At 65.8% G+C, this 16,871-nt stretch carries 16 protein-coding genes and 1 pseudogene; 8 read left to right on the plus strand and 9 right to left on the minus strand.

The genetic code is table 11. The features are described from left to right. Position 1: 1 nt before the first annotated feature. From AC6I6X_RS19310 to AC6I6X_RS19325, 4 genes and pseudogenes are all read right to left on the minus strand, one after another. Entirely contained in the window at positions 2 to 1,084 is a 1,083-nt protein-coding gene (locus AC6I6X_RS19310) for a M24 family metallopeptidase (RefSeq protein ID WP_497932186.1), read from the minus strand. Continuing rightward, positions 1,081 to 2,949, minus strand: a complete 1,869-nt coding sequence (locus AC6I6X_RS19315; RefSeq protein WP_497932187.1) for a UvrD-helicase domain-containing protein — start codon at positions 2,947 to 2,949, stop codon at positions 1,081 to 1,083. Before AC6I6X_RS19315 ends, AC6I6X_RS19310 begins: the two co-directional genes overlap by 4 nt. 183 nt (positions 2,950 to 3,132) lie before the next feature. Then, positions 3,133 to 3,290, minus strand: a pseudogene (locus tag AC6I6X_RS19320) (DUF7563 family protein). Between the two features lie 171 nt (positions 3,291 to 3,461). Beyond that, positions 3,462 to 3,647: an HVO_0416 family zinc finger protein gene (locus tag AC6I6X_RS19325; protein ID WP_497932188.1), complete on the minus strand. Its 186-nt coding sequence runs from the start codon at positions 3,645 to 3,647 to the stop codon at positions 3,462 to 3,464. Between the two features lie 158 nt (positions 3,648 to 3,805). On the opposite strand from AC6I6X_RS19325, the gene ubaA reads away from it, so the two are divergent. Both ubaA and AC6I6X_RS19335 read left to right on the plus strand, forming a co-directional pair. Beyond that, positions 3,806 to 4,642, plus strand: coding sequence for an SAMP-activating enzyme E1 (gene ubaA, locus AC6I6X_RS19330; RefSeq protein WP_497932189.1), 837 nt, complete (start codon positions 3,806 to 3,808; stop codon positions 4,640 to 4,642). 119 nt (positions 4,643 to 4,761) lie between these two features. After that, positions 4,762 to 4,974 carry a hypothetical protein gene (locus tag AC6I6X_RS19335; RefSeq protein WP_497932190.1) on the plus strand — a complete coding sequence of 71 codons (213 nt, stop codon included), beginning with the start codon at positions 4,762 to 4,764 and terminating at the stop codon, positions 4,972 to 4,974. Here AC6I6X_RS19335 and AC6I6X_RS19340 read toward each other — a convergent pair. Then, a complete protein-coding gene (locus AC6I6X_RS19340; protein WP_497932191.1) occupies positions 4,971 to 5,756 on the minus strand; it encodes an SDR family oxidoreductase in 786 nt (261 codons plus the stop codon). The genes AC6I6X_RS19335 and AC6I6X_RS19340 overlap by 4 nt on opposite strands. A 135-nt stretch (positions 5,757 to 5,891) precedes the next feature. On the opposite strand from AC6I6X_RS19340, the gene AC6I6X_RS19345 reads away from it, so the two are divergent. Beyond that, positions 5,892 to 6,350 carry a hypothetical protein gene (locus AC6I6X_RS19345; RefSeq protein WP_497932192.1) on the plus strand — a complete coding sequence of 153 codons (459 nt, stop codon included), beginning with the start codon at positions 5,892 to 5,894 and terminating at the stop codon, positions 6,348 to 6,350. 62 nt (positions 6,351 to 6,412) lie between these two features. Here AC6I6X_RS19345 and AC6I6X_RS19350 read toward each other — a convergent pair whose 3' ends face one another. The 3 genes from AC6I6X_RS19350 to AC6I6X_RS19360 form a co-directional block, all read right to left on the minus strand. Then, positions 6,413 to 6,871: a Tfx family DNA-binding protein gene (locus AC6I6X_RS19350; RefSeq protein ID WP_497932193.1), complete on the minus strand. Its 459-nt coding sequence runs from the start codon at positions 6,869 to 6,871 to the stop codon at positions 6,413 to 6,415. Positions 6,872 to 7,099: 228 nt separating this feature from the next. Further along, on the minus strand, positions 7,100 to 8,092 hold the full coding sequence (locus AC6I6X_RS19355; protein WP_497932194.1) for an MBL fold metallo-hydrolase: 993 nt from the start codon (positions 8,090 to 8,092) through the stop codon (positions 7,100 to 7,102). 172 nt (positions 8,093 to 8,264) lie between these two features. After that, positions 8,265 to 8,753, minus strand: a complete 489-nt coding sequence (locus AC6I6X_RS19360; protein WP_497932195.1) for a TRAM domain-containing protein — start codon at positions 8,751 to 8,753, stop codon at positions 8,265 to 8,267. 203 nt (positions 8,754 to 8,956) lie between these two features. Here AC6I6X_RS19360 and AC6I6X_RS19365 point away from each other — a divergent pair, with 203 nt between their 5' ends. The 5 genes from AC6I6X_RS19365 to AC6I6X_RS19385 all read left to right on the plus strand — a co-directional run bounded on the left by AC6I6X_RS19365 (position 8,957) and on the right by AC6I6X_RS19385 (position 15,714). Further along, positions 8,957 to 9,748, plus strand: coding sequence for an electron transfer flavoprotein subunit beta/FixA family protein (locus AC6I6X_RS19365; RefSeq protein WP_497932196.1), 792 nt, complete (start codon positions 8,957 to 8,959; stop codon positions 9,746 to 9,748). Continuing rightward, positions 9,745 to 10,698 (plus strand): electron transfer flavoprotein subunit alpha/FixB family protein, encoded by a 954-nt coding sequence (locus AC6I6X_RS19370; protein WP_497932197.1) that lies wholly within the window; start codon positions 9,745 to 9,747, stop codon positions 10,696 to 10,698. Before AC6I6X_RS19365 ends, AC6I6X_RS19370 begins: the two co-directional genes overlap by 4 nt. Before the next feature lie 444 nt (positions 10,699 to 11,142). Continuing rightward, the gene (locus AC6I6X_RS19375) at positions 11,143 to 12,402 is read left to right on the plus strand and encodes an ABC transporter substrate-binding protein (protein WP_497932198.1); all 1,260 of its coding nucleotides are present in this window, start codon (positions 11,143 to 11,145) and stop codon (positions 12,400 to 12,402) included. Further along, the gene (locus AC6I6X_RS19380; RefSeq protein WP_497932199.1) at positions 12,402 to 14,822 is read left to right on the plus strand and encodes a methyl-accepting chemotaxis protein; all 2,421 of its coding nucleotides are present in this window, start codon (positions 12,402 to 12,404) and stop codon (positions 14,820 to 14,822) included. Before AC6I6X_RS19375 ends, AC6I6X_RS19380 begins: the two co-directional genes overlap by 1 nt. 49 nt (positions 14,823 to 14,871) lie before the next feature. Next, complete coding sequence (locus AC6I6X_RS19385; RefSeq protein ID WP_497932200.1) at positions 14,872 to 15,714, plus strand: polyprenyl synthetase family protein; 843 nt, start codon at positions 14,872 to 14,874, stop codon at positions 15,712 to 15,714. 7 nt (positions 15,715 to 15,721) lie between these two features. Here AC6I6X_RS19385 and AC6I6X_RS19390 read toward each other — a convergent pair whose 3' ends face one another. Then, positions 15,722 to 16,834, minus strand: coding sequence for a DUF373 family protein (locus tag AC6I6X_RS19390; protein ID WP_497932201.1), 1,113 nt, complete (start codon positions 16,832 to 16,834; stop codon positions 15,722 to 15,724). Positions 16,835 to 16,871 lie beyond the last annotated feature (37 nt).

Below are 16,871 nucleotides of genomic sequence, written 5' to 3' on the forward strand. Positions count from 1 at the left end.
GCTACTCGAGCATCGCCGTCGGTTCGATCGATCGCGAGGGCGCGTCGAGCCACTCGACCTCGCGGTCGCGAACGGCGAGCGCGTCGGCGAGTCGAATCCACCGATCGGTGTCGAACTCGACGGCAGCCTCGATGCGGACCACCGAGCCAGGTCCGACCTCGTCGCCCCCGTCGCGGGGCCGTTCGGCGGGTTCGAGGCCGACCCCGGCAACCTGCGTCTCGACCGGTTCGTCGGGGAAGCCGAACCCGCGGATCTCGGCCTCGAGGTCCGCTTCCACCGCGGTCACGGACTCGGCGTCCGCCATGAGCATCGATTGCACGGACCGGAACGCCTGCGTCACCGCGACGTGTGCCCGCCGCTCCGTTCCGCCCTCGCTATCGACGACGAGCGTGCGAACGAGGCCGCCGTGGTAGCCCGATCGTCCGCGCGGCGCGGTCGCGACGACGATCGGCACACCCGGTTCGAGCGCCGCGTCGCCGTCCGGTGCCGCGATCGTCGTGTTTGCATCGGGAACGCCGTCCGCCGCGACGATCGCCCCGTCGACCGCGCGCCGCAGTCGATCGGGCGTCACCGCCGCGTCGTCGGCCACGAGTCGGCCGTCCTCGATCGTCGCGTCGGCCAGCACCGCCGCGGCGCGACGAAGTCCCTCGCCCGCGGTCGCCTGCGAAGCGGCGACGGCCTCGCGCTCGGTGTCCGTCTTCGTCGCCCGCGTTCGCGCGACCACGTCGGTCGATACGAGCGAGAATCCCGCCTGTTCGAGGTACAGCGCCGCGTCGTGCGGGATCCGGGCCGGACTGCGGACGGTTCCCGGACCGAGCCGATCGGCCAGCCCGGACGCGAGGGTCGCAGCGGCTTGACCGGCCGATCGATCGCTCCGTTCCGTGATCCAGTCGGTCCCGTCGAACGCGAGGGCGACGCCCCCGATCGATCGCGGCCGATCGCCGAGAGCCGACGGCTCGGCAGACGACAGGCAGTACCGGATCGCGGGGTCCCAGATGGGGCCGGCGTGGGCGAACGCGACCGCCTCGCGGGGGTCGAGTTCCGTCGTCAGCGCCGCCTCGAGCGTGTCGTCGCCGCCGGTCACGGCGCTTCGGCTTCGACCTCGTCGCCCCCGGGATCGGCCGGCTGCTGGGCGTCCTCGATCAGTTCCTCGAGGGTCATGTCGGTCAGGCGGTTCTTCAGCAGGACGTCGATCGGGAGCGTCGGCGCGCCGTCGACGAGGTTCTCGAGGAGCACGAGACGTTCCCGGGCGCGAGACATGCCGACGTAGAAGACGCGCCGTTCGTTGTCCGTCAGCACGGGGACGGGCGAGGTGGTCTTGGTGAACTCCTCGCAGCCAGGGACGGCCTCGGGATCGTCCACCGTCGCGACCATCTGCTCGACGACCTTCTCGGTGAGGTCGGTGCCGACGAAGACGTGGTCGGCCTCGCGACCCTTCGCGGAGTGGATGGTGCCGACGCGGACGCGATCGGTGTCCATGTTCCGGTACTCGCCGATCGCGAAGTACGAGCGGACGCTCTTCTTCTGGAAGTTGGTCACCTTGCGGACCATGTCGGCCGCCGAGGCGGGACCCGGCATGAACGGGGCGTGGTCCTGGACGACGTCCGCGGGGACCGTGAGGTCCTCGAGATCCTCGACGTCAGCCTCCTCCTGGAGGTCGTCGATCGTATCGAAGAACTCGTCGCGCTCGTTCGTGCCGAACGCGGAGTCCTGGAGCATGTCCGCGAGACGGCGAGCCTGCAGGCCGGTGACGTCCTCGCCCTCGTCGATCGCTTCGACGGCCCGGACGTACTGGGTGAGTCGATCGGTCCACATGCGCTGGTCGGTCAGCGACGTGAACGGCACCCCCTCCGTGATGAACTCGTCGATGAACTGGAACATCTGGTAGCGCGCCCGGAACAGCACCATGATCGTCCCGTCGCCTTCGACGAGGGTGCGCCGGACGTTGCGGACGACGTCGAGCATCGACGCGTTCGCGCGGGCCTCGACGGCCCCGCCCTCCTTACGGGGCTTGAGGTCCTTGTCCTGGCGGTGCTCGATGTGGCGGATCTCCTTGTTGACCGCGTTGAGCACGTTCGAGGGGAGTCGATAGGAGTTCGGCAGAATGATGTCCTCGTCGACCACCTCGTCGAGCAACAGCGCGGGGTCGGCACCCTGCCAGGAGTAGACGACCTGGTCGTCGTCGCCGGCGATCAGGACCTGGTCCATGTGGGGCTTCCACTCCTCGTAGACGTCGTACTGGAGGGTGGTGATGTCCTGGAACTCGTCGATCACGAGGTAGTCGACGTTCGGGAGCAGGGAGCGCTGTTTGACGCGCTCTAACATGTCCGCGAAGCCGATCTTCCCCTGCTCGCCCTTGTAGGTGCGCCAGCCGCGGATCGCCTCGGGGACGTCGATTCGATCGTCGTCGCTGGGCCAGGTCGGTGTGTACTTGTTGCCCTCCTGGGCGTGGGGGTCGATCTCCGGCGGGAGGCGAACTTCCTCTTCGTCCCACTGGAAGGGGACCTCGTACCAGTCCGAGACGTCGCGGCTTGTCCGCTGGAGCCACTGGCTGGTGGCGATGATCTTGTTCCCGATCGTGGTCGAGCGGGCGGTGCGCCGACCGGCACCGCTGTACTCGTCCTCGAACTCGAGTCCGAAGTCCTCGCAGAACTCCTCCTTGTCGGATTCGCCGATCACGTCGCTACGAGAGAGATCGAGGAGTTCGTAGGCCTTCGCGTGCATCGTACAGACGTTCCCCTGCAGGGCGCGGGGACTCTCGTCGAGCCGTTCGGCCAGTCGTTCGCGAACCTCCTGTGCAGCCGCTCGCGTGTACGAGACGACGAGGATGTCCCGAAAAGTAACGCCGTCCTCCTCGAGGATTTCTTCGACGTGGTCGAGCAGGGCGGTCGTCTTCCCGCTGCCCGGGCCTCCGAACAGCCGGGTCACCTTCGTCTCCGTGGTAGCCATTATCCCTGTTCAGGGTCGCAATACCCATAAGTCACGTGGGTTGACGACGATAGAAACGTACGGCGCGTTGTTCGACGCGTCGTGATCGACCGGGAGCGGTGCGTCGGACGGACTGCTGGACGCCAGTTCCAGCACGCCCGCGATCCGTCCGATCGGGCCGGTACCTCGGTACAGCAGTCCGTATCAGGGATTCCGGGACGAACGGGCGGTTCGAACGTCGGCACCGTCACGGATCCTGTCCTGACAGTCCGGACAGACACGGGGATCGTCGACATCCGGCGGCGTGAAGACGCGCGCGTAGGCGTCGGTCACGAACGCACACAGTTCTGGCATTCCGGCATTGTCCTGTGCGTTTCCTGTAGTAACTGAGCGAGTTATAATTGTGTCGCCTGTTGGTGGCTGAAAACAGTCGAAGTCGACCGGCGCGCTATCCGGGCCGGCGTTAGGCCGGGTCGAAACCGGCGGCGAAACCGGCAGACCCTGGCGAAAACGGAGTCGATCGGTTCGCGGGGTTACCGGGTCGGCTCCCACCCGCAGACGGCACAGGTGGACGCGGACGGGTCGTGGAGCCCGCCGCACTCGGGACACTGTTTCTTGTTATACTCTTGCTCCCACCCGATTCGTTCTACCGTGTGACCGCGATCCGAGAGGAATTGATCGAGGACATCGTCACCGGCATCGTTGGGTGAGGTTGCCATAGGTGTGTCAAAGCACACCATACTATTAAATGATTGGGAAGGCCGAGAAACCTTCCTCATGGTTCCGGACAGGTCACCGACTCGATCGGTCGGGGAGAACGCCTCGAGAGCGGCGATCGACCCGCGGGTTTTTGCCCGACTCGGCCCAACGGAGACGTATGAGCGACCTGCGCCTCGACGCGACCCAACTCGATCGCTACTCGAGACACGTGATCATGGACGAGATCGGTCCCGAGGGACAGCAACGGCTCCTCGAGGGGAACGTCCTCGTCGTGGGGGCGGGAGGACTGGGCTCGCCCGCGATCCAGTACCTCGCGGCGGCCGGGGTCGGCCGACTCGGCATCGTCGACGACGACGTCGTCGAGCGATCGAACCTCCAGCGACAGATCGTCCACGGCGACGCCGACGTCGGCAAGCCCAAGGTGGAGAGCGCGGCGGACTACGTGGCCGCGCTCAACCCTGACGTGGACGTCGAGACCTACGAGACCCGCCTCACCACCGAGAACGTGGCCGACCTGGTCCGCGACTACGACGTCGTCCTCGACGCCAGCGACAACTTCGCGACCCGGTACCTGCTCAACGATCACTGCGTGCTCACCGAGACGCCGCTGGCCCACGGCGCGATCTACCGCTTCGAGGGGCAGGTGACGACGTTCACGAACGAGCGATCCGGCGACGACGACCCGCCCTGCTACCGCTGTATCTTCCCCGAGGCCCCCGAACCCGGCACCGTCCCCGACTGCGCCACGACGGGCGTGCTCGGCGTCCTCCCCGGTACCGTCGGCTGTATCCAGGCCACCGAAGTGGTGAAGTGCCTGCTCGAGAAGGGCGATCTCCTCGAGGGACGCCTCCTCATGTACGACGCGATGGCCATGACGTTCGAGACGGTCCCCGTACAACCGAACCCGGCCTGTCCGGTCTGTGGCGACGATCCCGAGATCGAGTCGGTCGAGGACGTGGCCTACGAGGGAACCTGCGAGATTTCGGCGGACTGAGCGCGTCTCGATCCGACGGGTCGGTAGCCCGGTCCGGAACGTCGATCGGCGACCCGAATCGTTTTGGTATCCCGTTTACGTGCTAAGATGAGAATTGTTCTTCTGAGAAACAATTATCGATGCTACCCTCGACAGGGTCCCCGGCAGGCCGACGCGAGCGGGTCGTGACGAAACGGGCCGTCCTCGGGACCCTCTACTGCGCGTTCGGAGTCGCGTCGATCGGGGCCGGCATCGTCGCTCACACAGCGCTCTTCGTGGTGGGTGTCGGCTTCGTCTGTGGCGGGGCCTGGTTGCTCCGGCCCTGGTTCGGCACCGTGGATCCGTTCGATTAGCTCCGCAACAGGCCGCCGTCGATCGGCAGTTCGACCCCGTTGACGAAACTGGCGCGCGGGCTCGAGAGGACGGCGACGATCTCGCCGAGTTCGCGCGGGTCGCCGATGCGATCCATCGGGATCTCGCTCGCCATGTCGGCGAGGCCCTCCTCGTAGTCGTCGTAGGTGCCGCGCTCGACGCGGGCCTCGATCAGTTCCTCGATGCGTGGCGTCTCGATCGTCCCCGGAAGCACCGCGTTGGCCCGGATTTCGGGCGCGAACTCCCGCGAGATCGTCTTGACGAGGCCGATCACGCCCCGGCGTACCGAGTTCGAGAGGAGCAGGCCGTCCGCGACCTCCCGCACCGTCCGCGAGGTGATACAGGTGATCGTCCCGTGCGCCGAGTCGAGCAGGTGCGGGTGGGCCTCCTCGATCGTCCAGACGACGCTCATCACCAGCAGGTCGTAGGCCTGGTACCAGTCCTGTTCGTCGGTCTCGAGGAAAGTCGTGCTCGGCGGCCCGCCCGAGGACGTGACGAGGTGATCGATTCCCCCGAAGGCATCGACCGTCTCGCTCACGAGGTGGGAGACGTCGTCGGGGTCGGTGAGGTCGGTCTGGACGGCGAGTACGTCGCCTTCCGCCGTTTCCTCGAGTTCGTCGCGCGCCGCCTCGAGTCGATCGGCGTCGCGACCGCAGATCGTCACGTTCGCACCCTCCTCGGCGAGCGCCTGGGCGGATGCGAAGCCGAGACCGCTCGACGACGCCGTCACCAGTGCCGCGTTCCCGTCGAGTTCGAGATCCATGTCGGGATCCACAGCGGCGGTGTACTAATCTCTCCGGGACCTGGCAATCGTCGTCGAAGCCGAGAAACCGACACTGTGGTAGCGTCTCGTCGATCTACCCCTGTAAATATCCGATAGTACTTCGAACCGACCGGTATGGCTGGCTACCAGCTGTACACGCTCGTCCCGTCCGACTCGAACGGGGTCGCCGGGCCGAAGGCGATCGTCGAGTCCTGGCCCGTCCCGGCGGGCGAGCCCGATAGCTACGGACGGAAGGCGGGTGAGATCCGGTGCTGTGGCGTCGAGGGGAACGCGGCCGGCGTCGTCGTGAATTCCCTACCCGATCCCCGGTCGGAAGACGTTCTTCGCCGACTTTTCGACGGGTACGCGATTGATCGTCTCGTCGTCGCCGTCTGTAACGATACGACTGATACCGGCATCGCGTATTTGTACGACGACACGGACCAGGTTCGCGAACGGTACGACGAGTACGAGAACGACGAGCACTGCGGCCGCGGCATTCGCGAGCACTTCGCCACCGAGTGGGGATTCCAGCCGTGGACGATCTGGGATTTCTGGAACGAACGGGGAACCCAGCACACCGTCGGTGGATAGCGAAAGTCGGCTTTTCGGTCCGATCCGTCCCATCGGTACCGGTCGTGTGACGACCGGTGCGGCTACTCTTGATGACGGACCCGAACCACTCCTTCCGACGTCACCCCGACGATCAGCGGCGTCGATATCTTTCGACCGGAGACGGCGTTGCCGGCGGCGTCGCTGACCACCTTCATCAGATCCGGGGCGGTGTGGTCGACCTTGACGCCCGCCTCGTCGCAGGCGTCGTAGACCATCTGGGGCACGTCGTAGAGATCGGTTCCGGCGGGAACGCGGACGCGAACCGGCGCACGCAGTGCCTCCGCGAAGGCGACGGTCTCCCTGGCTTTCGCCAGGTTCTCGCGGGCGCTGGCCTCGATCGAGGAGACGTTCGCCCGCGACGTGCCGAGTTCGTCGGCGATGTCGGCCTGCGAGACGTCGCGCTCGCGGAGCGCGAGGACCTGGGCCTGCCGGTGGGTCAACACGCTCGTCTCGGGATCGAAGCCGATCTCATCGAGCAACGCCTCGACGTCGTCCATCACGGCGACCGCCTCCGGGGAACTCCCACGCTCATACGTCAGGCTAAACGACGGCGAGACCAAAGTTTCCACGGTCCCCTGTCCCCGAAATCGATCCGACGGGTCTCGGGAACCGGGCACCGGAACCGATCCGTTCGGGCGAGCCGCGAGTCCCGGAACGCGTCGGCGAGCCGCACGATCGTCGAGTGTCGAATAGCGTCGAGGTCCCCCGGACCGGGCGACTGCGAGGGGTCAGTACTGGAGCGGCCAGCGTTCGTCGTCGATCGCCGCGAGTTCCTCCGCGACGCCCTCGGCGAGTCGGTACTCGTCGCCCTCGCGAACGACCGTTCCGGCCCGTTCGAGGTGCTCGAGGTGGGCGTAGGACTCGCCGGGACCGTGGAGGATGTGAATGTCCTCTAAGTCGCCGAACAGATCGGCGCTGACGGTCCAGGTGTCACACGGGCCCAACCGATCGAGCGCGTCGAGCACCCGGTAGGACCGCTCCTCGTGGTGGTCGATGATGTAGGCGGCCCGATCGGCCGGATCGTCGATCGGGTCGCGGTGGCCGGGCCAGGCGCGATCGTAGTCGGCGTCGACGATCCCCTGTAGGGCGCGGAGGTACTTCGGGAGCGGATTCTCCACGCGGACGTCCGCGCCGCCGACGTTTGGCGTGTAGACGGGGAGCAGGGCGTCGCCAGTGAAGGCCTCGCGCCGGCCGTCGAGTTCCGTCTCGAAGAGACACAGCCCCGCGGCGTGGCCCGACGTGTGGACGACGCAGAGTTCGTGACCGTTGACCGAGAACGTCTCGCCGTCTTCGATCGGCGTCACGGTCGGGTTCTCGGTCGACACCTCCGGGCCCGCCATCAGATTCCGGAGCGTCTCGCGGCCGGCTTCTGGCATCCCCCACTGCTCGAAGTAGGTCTCCTGCTGGTCGAACATCTCCTCCCAGGCATCCGCCTCGCCCGCGACGAGGGGTGCGTCGTTCTCGTGGACGTAGACCTCGGCACCGCTCTCGGCCTGGATTTCGCCCGCCAGGCCGACGTGGTCGTGGTGCCAGTGCGTGAGAAAGATCCGATCGACGTCGGCGAACTCGAGACCGCGGTCCGCGAAGGCGGCCTCGAGTTGCTCCCGGGTCGTCGCCATCCAGTCGCCGGTGTCGATCAGTACCGTCTCGTCGCCGTCCGCGAAGAGATACGCGTTGTTGTCGCCCTCGAACGCGGAGTTCGACAGCGGAATCCGATCCATGCCTCCCTGTGGCGTGGGAAGCGAGAAAATCCTTGCGAGTGTCCTGTCGGCTCCCCCGCAGAGCGTCGATCGATCGCCGTTCGGTACCGTCCACCGACGGTGCCTGAGACGGACGAGATACTGCAAAAACGGCGCGTCGCGACGCTGTCCAGCGACTGTCCACCGGGGCGCGTTACGAGCCCCAGAAGTTCTCGCGGCTTCCGAGCCGTTCGCGACGGGTTGCCGGATCGTCCTCGTCGGCTTCCGCCTCGGATTCGTCTGCGTCGTCCGACGCTTCGTCGTCTTCGGCGTCCGCGAGGTCGTCTGCGTCGTCCGACTCCTCCTCGTCCATCGGCAGGAGTTCCAGTTCCTCCGCACGGGCGTGGTTGCTGTGAACGCGGGTAATCTGGACGCGAGCGCGCGCTTCCGGGAGGATGCCGTCGACCATCACGATGAACCCGTCCTCGGTTCGCCCGACGCCGGCACCGCTCTCGTGCATGTCGACCACGTCGATGACGACCTCTTCGCCCGGTTTGACAGGCTGGGTCTTCAGGTCCTCGATCGGCTGGCTGTAATGATTACACCACTCCTTGCCACCCCGATCGCCGTAGTGTTGACAGCCCATTCCGGAGATCCGTTCGGAAAAGCTCGGACAGTCGTCGGCGAGTGGACAGTCTGCCATGCCCAGTACTACCGGTGGCGACGTTAAACCGTTTCCGTCTTGAGAACGGCAAGGAGTCTCTGCAACGACGGGTGTGGGCGGCGACGAGGCGACGCCGAAAATCCGAAATCGGTCGACGAGCGTCTGTTCTGTCAAGTGAACGTCGAGTGCGGAACGGGGCGTTTCGAAAACGTTTACGGGGGGGGAAGACGCAGTGATAGATGATGAAAATCCTCGTTACGGTCAAGGAGGTTGCGACCGTCGAAGACGAGTTCGAAATCGAGGGAACCGAAATCGCCGACCAGTACCTCGGTGCCGACCTCAACGAGTGGGACGACTACGCCATCGAAGAGGCCGTCCAGCTCCAGGAAGACGGCATCGCCGACGAGGTCGTCACGGTCACGATCGGTCCCGAAGACTGCGAACAGACCATTCGCCAGGCGCTCGCGAAGGGTGCCGATCGCGCCGTTCGCGTCTGGGACGACGCCCTCGAGGACGTCGACCTGCTCGACGTCGGCGCGAAAACCGAGATCTTCCGCGCCGTCGTCGAGGAGGAGGACCCGGACCTCGTACTTACGGGCGTCCAGGCCGGCGACGACAGCTTCGCCGCGACCGGCGTCTCGCTCGCCGAGGACCTCGGCTACGAGTGGGGTGCGGTCGTCAACCACCTCGAACACGACTTCGACGGCGACACTGCCTCGGTCCGGCGCGAACTCGAAGGCGGCGTCGAAGAACTCACCGAGATCGAACTCCCCGCCGTGCTGACGATCCAGACGGGGATCAACGAGCCCCGCTACGCCAGCCTGCGGGGCATCCGCCAGGCCCAGCGCAAGGAACTCGACGTCCAGAGCCTCGCCGACCTCGGCGTCGACGAGAGCGCGATCGAGTCCGAACTCGAACTGACGGACATGTACGAACCCGAGAGCGAGAGCGACGTCACCGTCTGGGAGGGCAGTGCCGACGAGACGGCCGCAGAGCTCGGTGAACTGCTCCGCGAGAAGGGGGTGGCACCATGACGGACGTCCTCGCAATCACCGACCACCGCCGCGGCGACCTGCGCGACGTCAGCTACGAGATCATCACCGCCGGCCGCCAGCTCGCCGACGAAACGGGCGGCGACCTCCACCTCGCCGTCATCAGCGGCACCGTCGACGAGTTCGCCGACAAACTCGATCGCGACGGCGTCGACGTCATCCACACCGTCGACGAGGGCGAAGAGTTCAACCACAACGTCTACACGCAGGTCGTCACCCAGCTGTACGACGAACTCGCCCCCCAGTACGTCCTCACGCCCAACAGCGTCAACGGCCTCGACTACGCGCCGGCCGTCGCCAACCGCCTCGGTCTGCCGATCGTCACCGACACCGTCGACCTCGATACCGACGGCGAGACGCTGATCGCGACCCGCGAAATGTACGGTGGCAAGGTCGAGACGACGACCGAACTCGCCGACAACGCCGTCGTCACCATCCGCAGCGCCGAGTGGCCCGCCGCGGAGGGCACCGGTGACGCCGCGATCGAGGCCTTCGAGGCCGACATCGACGAGAGCCAGCAGGGCTCGACCGTCACCGGCTTCGAGGAAGTCGGCGGCGGCGACGTCGACATCAGCGAGGCCGACGTGCTCGTCTCCGTCGGTCGTGGCATCGAAGAGGAGGAGAACCTCGAGATCATCGAGGACCTCGCGGACGCGCTCGACGCGACGGTCTCCTCCTCGCGCCCGATCGTCGACAACGGCTGGCTCCCCAAGAACCGGCAGGTCGGTCAGTCCGGGAAGGTCGTCACGCCCGACGTCTACATCGCGATCGGCATCTCCGGCGCCGTCCAGCACGTCGCCGGCATGAAGGGCTCCGATACGATCGTCGCGATCAACACGGACCCCAACGCGCCGATCATGGACATCGCCGACTACGCGATCCACGACGACCTCTTCGACGTCGTCCCGGCGCTGACCGAAGAATTCCAGTAACGCGAAATCTACGCATCGCGCAGATCTCGGGAGCGCGGGAGAAACGACCCGCGACCGAACTGAGCGGCCTCTTAGATCGAGGTTTTTGCGCGAGCGGTGAGCGCGGTTCGGAGTGAGCGCGGTTCGGAGGCCGAAGGCCGAGAACCGCGACGTGGCGAACGGGGAACGCAGTGACCCGTGCGCCCCGACTGCCGAGAACCGCGACGTGGCGAACGAGGACCGATCGTCGCCCTGCGATCGAGAACCGAAACGACGATCAAGCCCTCCTCCGAAGGTGCAGGATCACCCCAAATGAGTTCTCGCTTTACATACAGGATTCTAGTAAGTAGGTGGTGAAAAACACCGGACGAAACCGCACGGACGGCGACAAATATGACAGATACAATATGAATATTTCAGCGAGTGCCCAGAACAAATATATACCCGTGATTGGATATCGCACCTATGTCGTACCGATCGAGTCGGCGGGAGTTGCTGACGACAATCGGCGTCGCCGGGTGCGGCGGCCTCGCCGGTTGTCTGAGTTCGATTCCCGGTCCGAACGTCGACGACGAAGACGGTGGTGGTACCGATCGTACGCTTAAACTAGGGGTGATGCAGCCGATCAGTGGGGATCTCGGTTCTGTGGGGAAACCGATTCGAGACGCCGCGTTACTGCCGATCGAACAGGTCGAGGGCGAGATCGATCTCGGTATCGATTACGAGGTGGCGGACACGGAGACGTCCGCAAGGGCCGGCGTCGAGAAGGCTGCTCGCCTCGTCGAAGCCGGGTATCCGATGGTCAACGGACCGGCGGCCTCCAACGTGACGTTACAGGCGACCCAGCAGGTGTTCATTCCCCGCCGAGTCGTCAGTTGTTCGCCGGCGTCGACGTCGCCGACGATTACGGCGTTGAACGATGCCGGACTCGTCTATCGGACGGCTCTCTCCGACTCACTGCAGGCAGCCGTCCTCGCCGAACAGGCGTCAACGGACCTAAATCGCGAGAACGCGGCCACGCTCTACGTGAACAACGACTACGGCTGGCAGCTAAGTCGGGCGTTCACCCGGTCGTTCCAGAACTCCCACAGCGGAACGGTCTTCACACAGGTCCCCGTCGAAACCGGACAGGACTCCTACACCGAGGTCATCGAGCGGGCGACGGCCGACGATCCGGAACTCATGGTCGTGATTGGCTACCCGGAGACGGGTGCGCAGTTGTTCGACAACCTGATCGGCGGCGGCTACGAGGGTGACATTCTGGTCACCGACGGACTGCGAGACGGTAGTCTCCACGAGGCGACCGACCACTCGATCGACGGAATCCGAGGCGTCGCAGCGGCCAATGCCGGACCCAGGGAAGACGACTTCGTACAGCTGTTCGAGGACACCTACGACGCCGAACCTGGAATCTTCACGGCCCACGCCTACGATGCGACGGCCGTCCTGTTACTCGCGAACGCCTTCGCCGGGCAGAACGACGGGACGGCAATCAGGAACGCGATGCAGCGGGTAACCTGGGGCCCCGGCGAAGTAATCTACCCGAAACAGCTCCCGAAGGGACTCGAACTCGCAGCGCAGGGGGAGAACGTCGAGTATCGTGGTGCCTCGAGTTCGATCGTCTTCGACGAGTACGGCGACGTAGAGGACGCGACGTTCGAGTACTGGGAGTTCGACGAGAGTGCGGACAGCGGAATTACCGAAATCGACAGGGTGAGTACGTGATGACGAAACTCGAAGAACTGGTACCGTCGTTCATCAGACGCCGGTATCTCGTGAAATTCGTAGTCTCGATTCTGGCAGTCGTCCTCGTCATTGGTGCAGTCGGCGCCGTCAGCTACGCCGAAATCGACGGGACAGTCCGGACCGAGTCGAACGATCAGCTCGAATCGACCGCCGAGTTACAGGCGGACGCGATCGGCGAATGGGTCGGAACGATGCGCGTCCAGACGCGAACGGCGTCGACGTCATCCGTCCTCCAGGACGGCGATCCACAGGAGGTCCAGGGCAGGATCATCGAAGAGCAAGCGCGAATGTCTGTCGACGTGCGGGCGATCCACTACGTCGATACGGAGACCGGCGAAGTGGTCACCAGTACCAACGCGGAACTCCGCGGCGAGTCGTTCGCCGATGTCGACGAACCGTGGACGGAGGCGGACCTCGCGGGCGAACTGGCGTTCGACGAGGCGGTCTGGAACTCCGAGCAGGCATTCGAGTCGGACTCCCTCGGCGATCAGGTGATGGCCTTCGCCAGCCCGGTTCCGGAACGCGACGATCGCGTCGTCGTCGTCATCGGCACGCTCGAGTACCGCGTCGAGCAACTCCACCAGGAGGGCGCGGCAGGTTCGACGGCCATCATCGACGAGGACGGTGACACGGTATTACAGCCCGAGCAGGAGTCGATCGACGAGATATCGTTCGACGACGACGCCACGGAAGCCGCCCTCGGCGGTCGAGTGACCCGGATCGAATCCAACGACTACGTCCAGGCGTACGTTCCGGTCGGCGACACCCAGTGGGTCGCCGTCACGAGCGTACCGACAGAACAGGCCTACGGGGTCGCGACCGACGTCGGCACCAACGTCACCGCGATGGTGCTCGTCAGTCTGCTCACGCTCGGTGTCGTGGGGGCTATCCTGGGGCGTCAGACCGTCATCCCGCTGGCCGAGTTGCGCGATCGAACCGAGGAGATGGAGGGCGGGAACCTCGACGTCGACCTCGAGACGTCCCGGACCGACGAGATCGGCCGGTTGTACAACGGCTTCGACAACATGCGCACGTCGCTTCGCGAACAGATCGAGGAGGCCGAATCCGCTCGGGAGGACGCCGAACAGGCCCGCGCCGAGACCGAGGCGATCAACCGGCATCTCGAGTCGAAAGCCGACGAGTACCGCGACGTGATGGCACAGTGTGCCGCCGGCGATCTGACCCAGCGACTCGATCCCGAGAGCGAGAGCGAGGCGATGGCCGACATCGCCCGCTCGTTCAACTCGATGGTCGACGAACTCGAGGAGACGACCGCGAACGTCAAGACGTTCGCCACCGAGGTGGCGACGGCGAGCGAAGAGGTGACGACGAGCTCGGAAGAGGTCAGATCGGCCTCCGAGCAGGTGACCGAGTCGGTCCAGGAAATCTCCGACGGCGCGAATCGACAGAACCAGCATCTACAGGCGGTCTCGAACGAAATGAGCGGGCTCTCGACGACGACCGAGCAGATCGCGGCGTCCTCGAACGAGGTCGCCGACCTCGCCGAGCAGACCGCCGAGACCGGCCGCTACGGCCGGAAAGCGGCCCAGGAGGCGATCGACGGGATGCACGAGATCGAGTCGGAGTCGGCCGAGACCGTCGAGGCCATCGAGGCGCTCGAGGAGGAGATGGAGCAGATCGACGAACTGGTCGAGTTCATCTCGGAGGTCGCCCAGCAGACGAACATGCTCGCCCTGAACGCCAACATCGAGGCTTCACGCGGCAATGCAGGCGAAGGCGGCGAGAACGGGTTCTCCGTCGTCGCGTCCCAGGTCAAAGAACTCGCGAAGGACACGAAAGAGACCGCCGAGGACATCGAGCAGCGACTGGAGCGGATCAACGAGCGGACCGACCACACGGCGGCGGAGGTCCAGAAGACCGCCGATCGCATCTCGACGCACGTCGACTCCGTCGAGAACGCCGCGGCGGCACTCGACGAGATCGCGGACTACGCGAGCCAGACCAACGACGGCGTGCAGGAGATCTCCGCCGCGACCGAAGAACAGGCCGCCTCGACGCAGGAAGTCGTCTCGATGACGTCGGCTGCGGCCGACATCTCGGAGACGACGGCACAGGAAGCCCAGCACGTGGCGGCGGCAGCGGAGGAGCAGACGTCGTCCCTCGCCGAAGTGTCGGATAGTGCGAACTCGCTCGCCGGACAGGCGGCCCGCCTGAGCGAGGCGCTCGATCGCTTCGAGACCGATCGGGAGTCCCGGTCATGGGCTTCGGAGACCGGCACCGAACTGGCCTTCGAGGACGGTGCCGACGGACCGGTCGACGAAAACGAAGACACGGCCGCAGCGGACGACGCAGACGCCACGACGGCGTCCGATACTGACGCGTCGGCGTCCGAACCGACCGACGAGCCGTTCTCGTTCGATCAGGTGGACGAGTCGTAGGTTCGTCGGAACCGTCACGTACTTTGTAACCCCGTCCTAAGCGCTGGCAATGGAACTTCTGGAGCGCCGTCGGGCGCTGATCGAGGAGCGTCTCGTCGACGTCGTCGACGCCGTCGATCCCGAGACGCTCAGCGAAGAAGTTCGGCACGTCACGCTCTCCGGCGGGAAGCGCGTTCGACCGATAGTCACCATCCTCGCCTGCGAGACGGTCGGCGGGACGGCCGAGGACGCCGTCGACTTCGGCGTCGGGATCGAACTCGTCCACAACGCCTCGCTGGTCGTCGACGACATCATCGATCGCTCCGAGTTGCGACGCGGGACGACCAGCGCGTGGGCCGAGTTCGGCCACGGACCGGCGATCATCGCCAGCGACGGACTGCTCGGCGAGGCGTTCGCGCTGTTTTCCGCGGATCCGAACGCGACGCAGGTGGTCGCCGAGGCGATGGTGGAACTCGGGATCGGCGAGGCGACCGAACTGTCGGCCAAGCCGACGAACGAGGAGGAGTACATGACCCTCGCGAGACGCAAGACCGGCGCGCTGTTCCGCGCGGCGGCCGAACTCGGCGCGATCGCCGCCGGTTCGGATCCGTTTACGGTGGAGGCGGTCGGCGAGTACGCCGAGCGCGTCGGGATCGCCTTCCAGATCAGGGACGACGTGCTCGACGCGGTCGCCGACGCGGACGACCTCGGCAAACCGACCGGTCACGACGCCGCGCTCGAGCGGCCCTCGGTCGTCCAGGTGACCGACCTCACTCCCGAGGAGGCGAACGAACGGGCACAGGCGGAGGCCGATCGCGCAATCGACGCGCTCGATCGGGTGGACGTCGTCGATCGGGAGGCGCGGGGCTACCTGCAGGAACTGGCGGAGTACGTGGTCGAACGGGAGCGCTGAGCGGCGCTCATCGCGACGCACGGTCGGGCTGTCGACCGCCCTCGCCCTCGGCGAACCGTGATTCTGCGACGGCGAATGTGAGCGTGCTCACGATACCCAGCAGCGTACCGGCCGTCAACGCCGCCGCGAGGTACGTGATCCCGACCACGTCGAGGAAGAACGCGCTCACGGCGTGGAGAACGATCGCCATCGCGAGGACGTAAAACGGCGCGTTGAGGTAGCGCCACTCGAGCGAGCCCGCGATGTACTCGTCGGTGATCTGGCCGAGGCTCGTGGTGATCCCGCCGGCGGCGAACCACTGGATCGACCCGAATACGAACGCCGCGAGCTGGGCGAAGACGTCCGTCTCGCCGGTCGTCGCCGTCTGTTCGGCTTCGAGAGCATCCAGGCCGCTGACGCTGCCGATGACCAGCAAGGCGGCCGCGACGACGTACGCGAGGAGCGTGGTCCGACCGGCGTAGAGCGATCGCCGAGCCCGTTCGACGGTCGCGTCGAGTCGATCTCCCAGTCCGAGCCCTCGCGAGATGAGATAGAGCCCGAGCAGGGCCGAGGTCGTCCCGAGAAAGAAGCCGGGCATGTCGAGCAGGGTACCGATCAGGGCGAGCGGATAGATGAGCAAGAGGATTCCCAGCGGAATCAGTACCGTCCCCCGCGTTTCGGGGTCGTCCAGCACCTGTTTGATCGTGTAGTACATCGACTCCAGGTTCTGGGCCTGCCTGACGACGACCCGGCGCACGCCGTCGATCGGGACTCGCGAGCGGATGATCGGGATGACGGATTCGTCCTGTGCGCCGTCGGTGACCACGAGCGCGGTGACGTCCTCGGCGGTCGAGAGGCTCGCGAGGACGGTGTCGACCTCCTCGCCGACCTCGCGGTTGGCCTGAACGTCACCGTCGTCGTTGCCGGTGACGACGGCAACCTCGACGCTCTCGTCGCGCGCGTCCAGGTCGTCGTAGATGTGCAACCCCTGGAAGATGACGTTCGCGTCGGAATCCTCGGGGTCCGCAGTCGCGAGTGCGACGGCTGCCTCCTCGACCGGATCGCGGCCGATAACCGGCGTCGAGAAGCCGGTCTTTCGACCGAGGTCGTCGTCGAGGTCGACACACAGGACTAACAGCATCTGGTCGTGGTTGAACGCCGCAGTATTTCTCTCTTCT

Source organism: Halosolutus sp. YCN4 (genome assembly GCF_059736495.1).

Coding starts and splice junctions, on each gene's coding strand:
- AC6I6X_RS19360 (WP_497932195.1), bottom strand. CDS start 8,753: ATGGCAGACTGTCCACTCGCCGACGACTGTCCGAGCTTTTCCGAACGG.
- AC6I6X_RS19380 (WP_497932199.1), top strand. CDS start 12,402: ATGACGAAACTCGAAGAACTGGTACCGTCGTTCATCAGACGCCGGTAT.
- AC6I6X_RS19375 (WP_497932198.1), top strand. CDS start 11,143: ATGTCGTACCGATCGAGTCGGCGGGAGTTGCTGACGACAATCGGCGTC.
- AC6I6X_RS19345 (WP_497932192.1), top strand. CDS start 5,892: ATGGCTGGCTACCAGCTGTACACGCTCGTCCCGTCCGACTCGAACGGG.
- AC6I6X_RS19390 (WP_497932201.1), bottom strand. CDS start 16,834: ATGCTGTTAGTCCTGTGTGTCGACCTCGACGACGACCTCGGTCGAAAG.
- AC6I6X_RS19325 (WP_497932188.1), bottom strand. CDS start 3,647: ATGGCAACCTCACCCAACGATGCCGGTGACGATGTCCTCGATCAATTC.
- AC6I6X_RS19335 (WP_497932190.1), top strand. CDS start 4,762: ATGCTACCCTCGACAGGGTCCCCGGCAGGCCGACGCGAGCGGGTCGTG.
- ubaA (WP_497932189.1), top strand. CDS start 3,806: ATGAGCGACCTGCGCCTCGACGCGACCCAACTCGATCGCTACTCGAGA.
- AC6I6X_RS19355 (WP_497932194.1), bottom strand. CDS start 8,092: ATGGATCGGATTCCGCTGTCGAACTCCGCGTTCGAGGGCGACAACAAC.
- AC6I6X_RS19315 (WP_497932187.1), bottom strand. CDS start 2,949: ATGGCTACCACGGAGACGAAGGTGACCCGGCTGTTCGGAGGCCCGGGC.
- AC6I6X_RS19340 (WP_497932191.1), bottom strand. CDS start 5,756: ATGGATCTCGAACTCGACGGGAACGCGGCACTGGTGACGGCGTCGTCG.
- AC6I6X_RS19370 (WP_497932197.1), top strand. CDS start 9,745: ATGACGGACGTCCTCGCAATCACCGACCACCGCCGCGGCGACCTGCGC.
- AC6I6X_RS19365 (WP_497932196.1), top strand. CDS start 8,957: ATGAAAATCCTCGTTACGGTCAAGGAGGTTGCGACCGTCGAAGACGAG.
- AC6I6X_RS19385 (WP_497932200.1), top strand. CDS start 14,872: ATGGAACTTCTGGAGCGCCGTCGGGCGCTGATCGAGGAGCGTCTCGTC.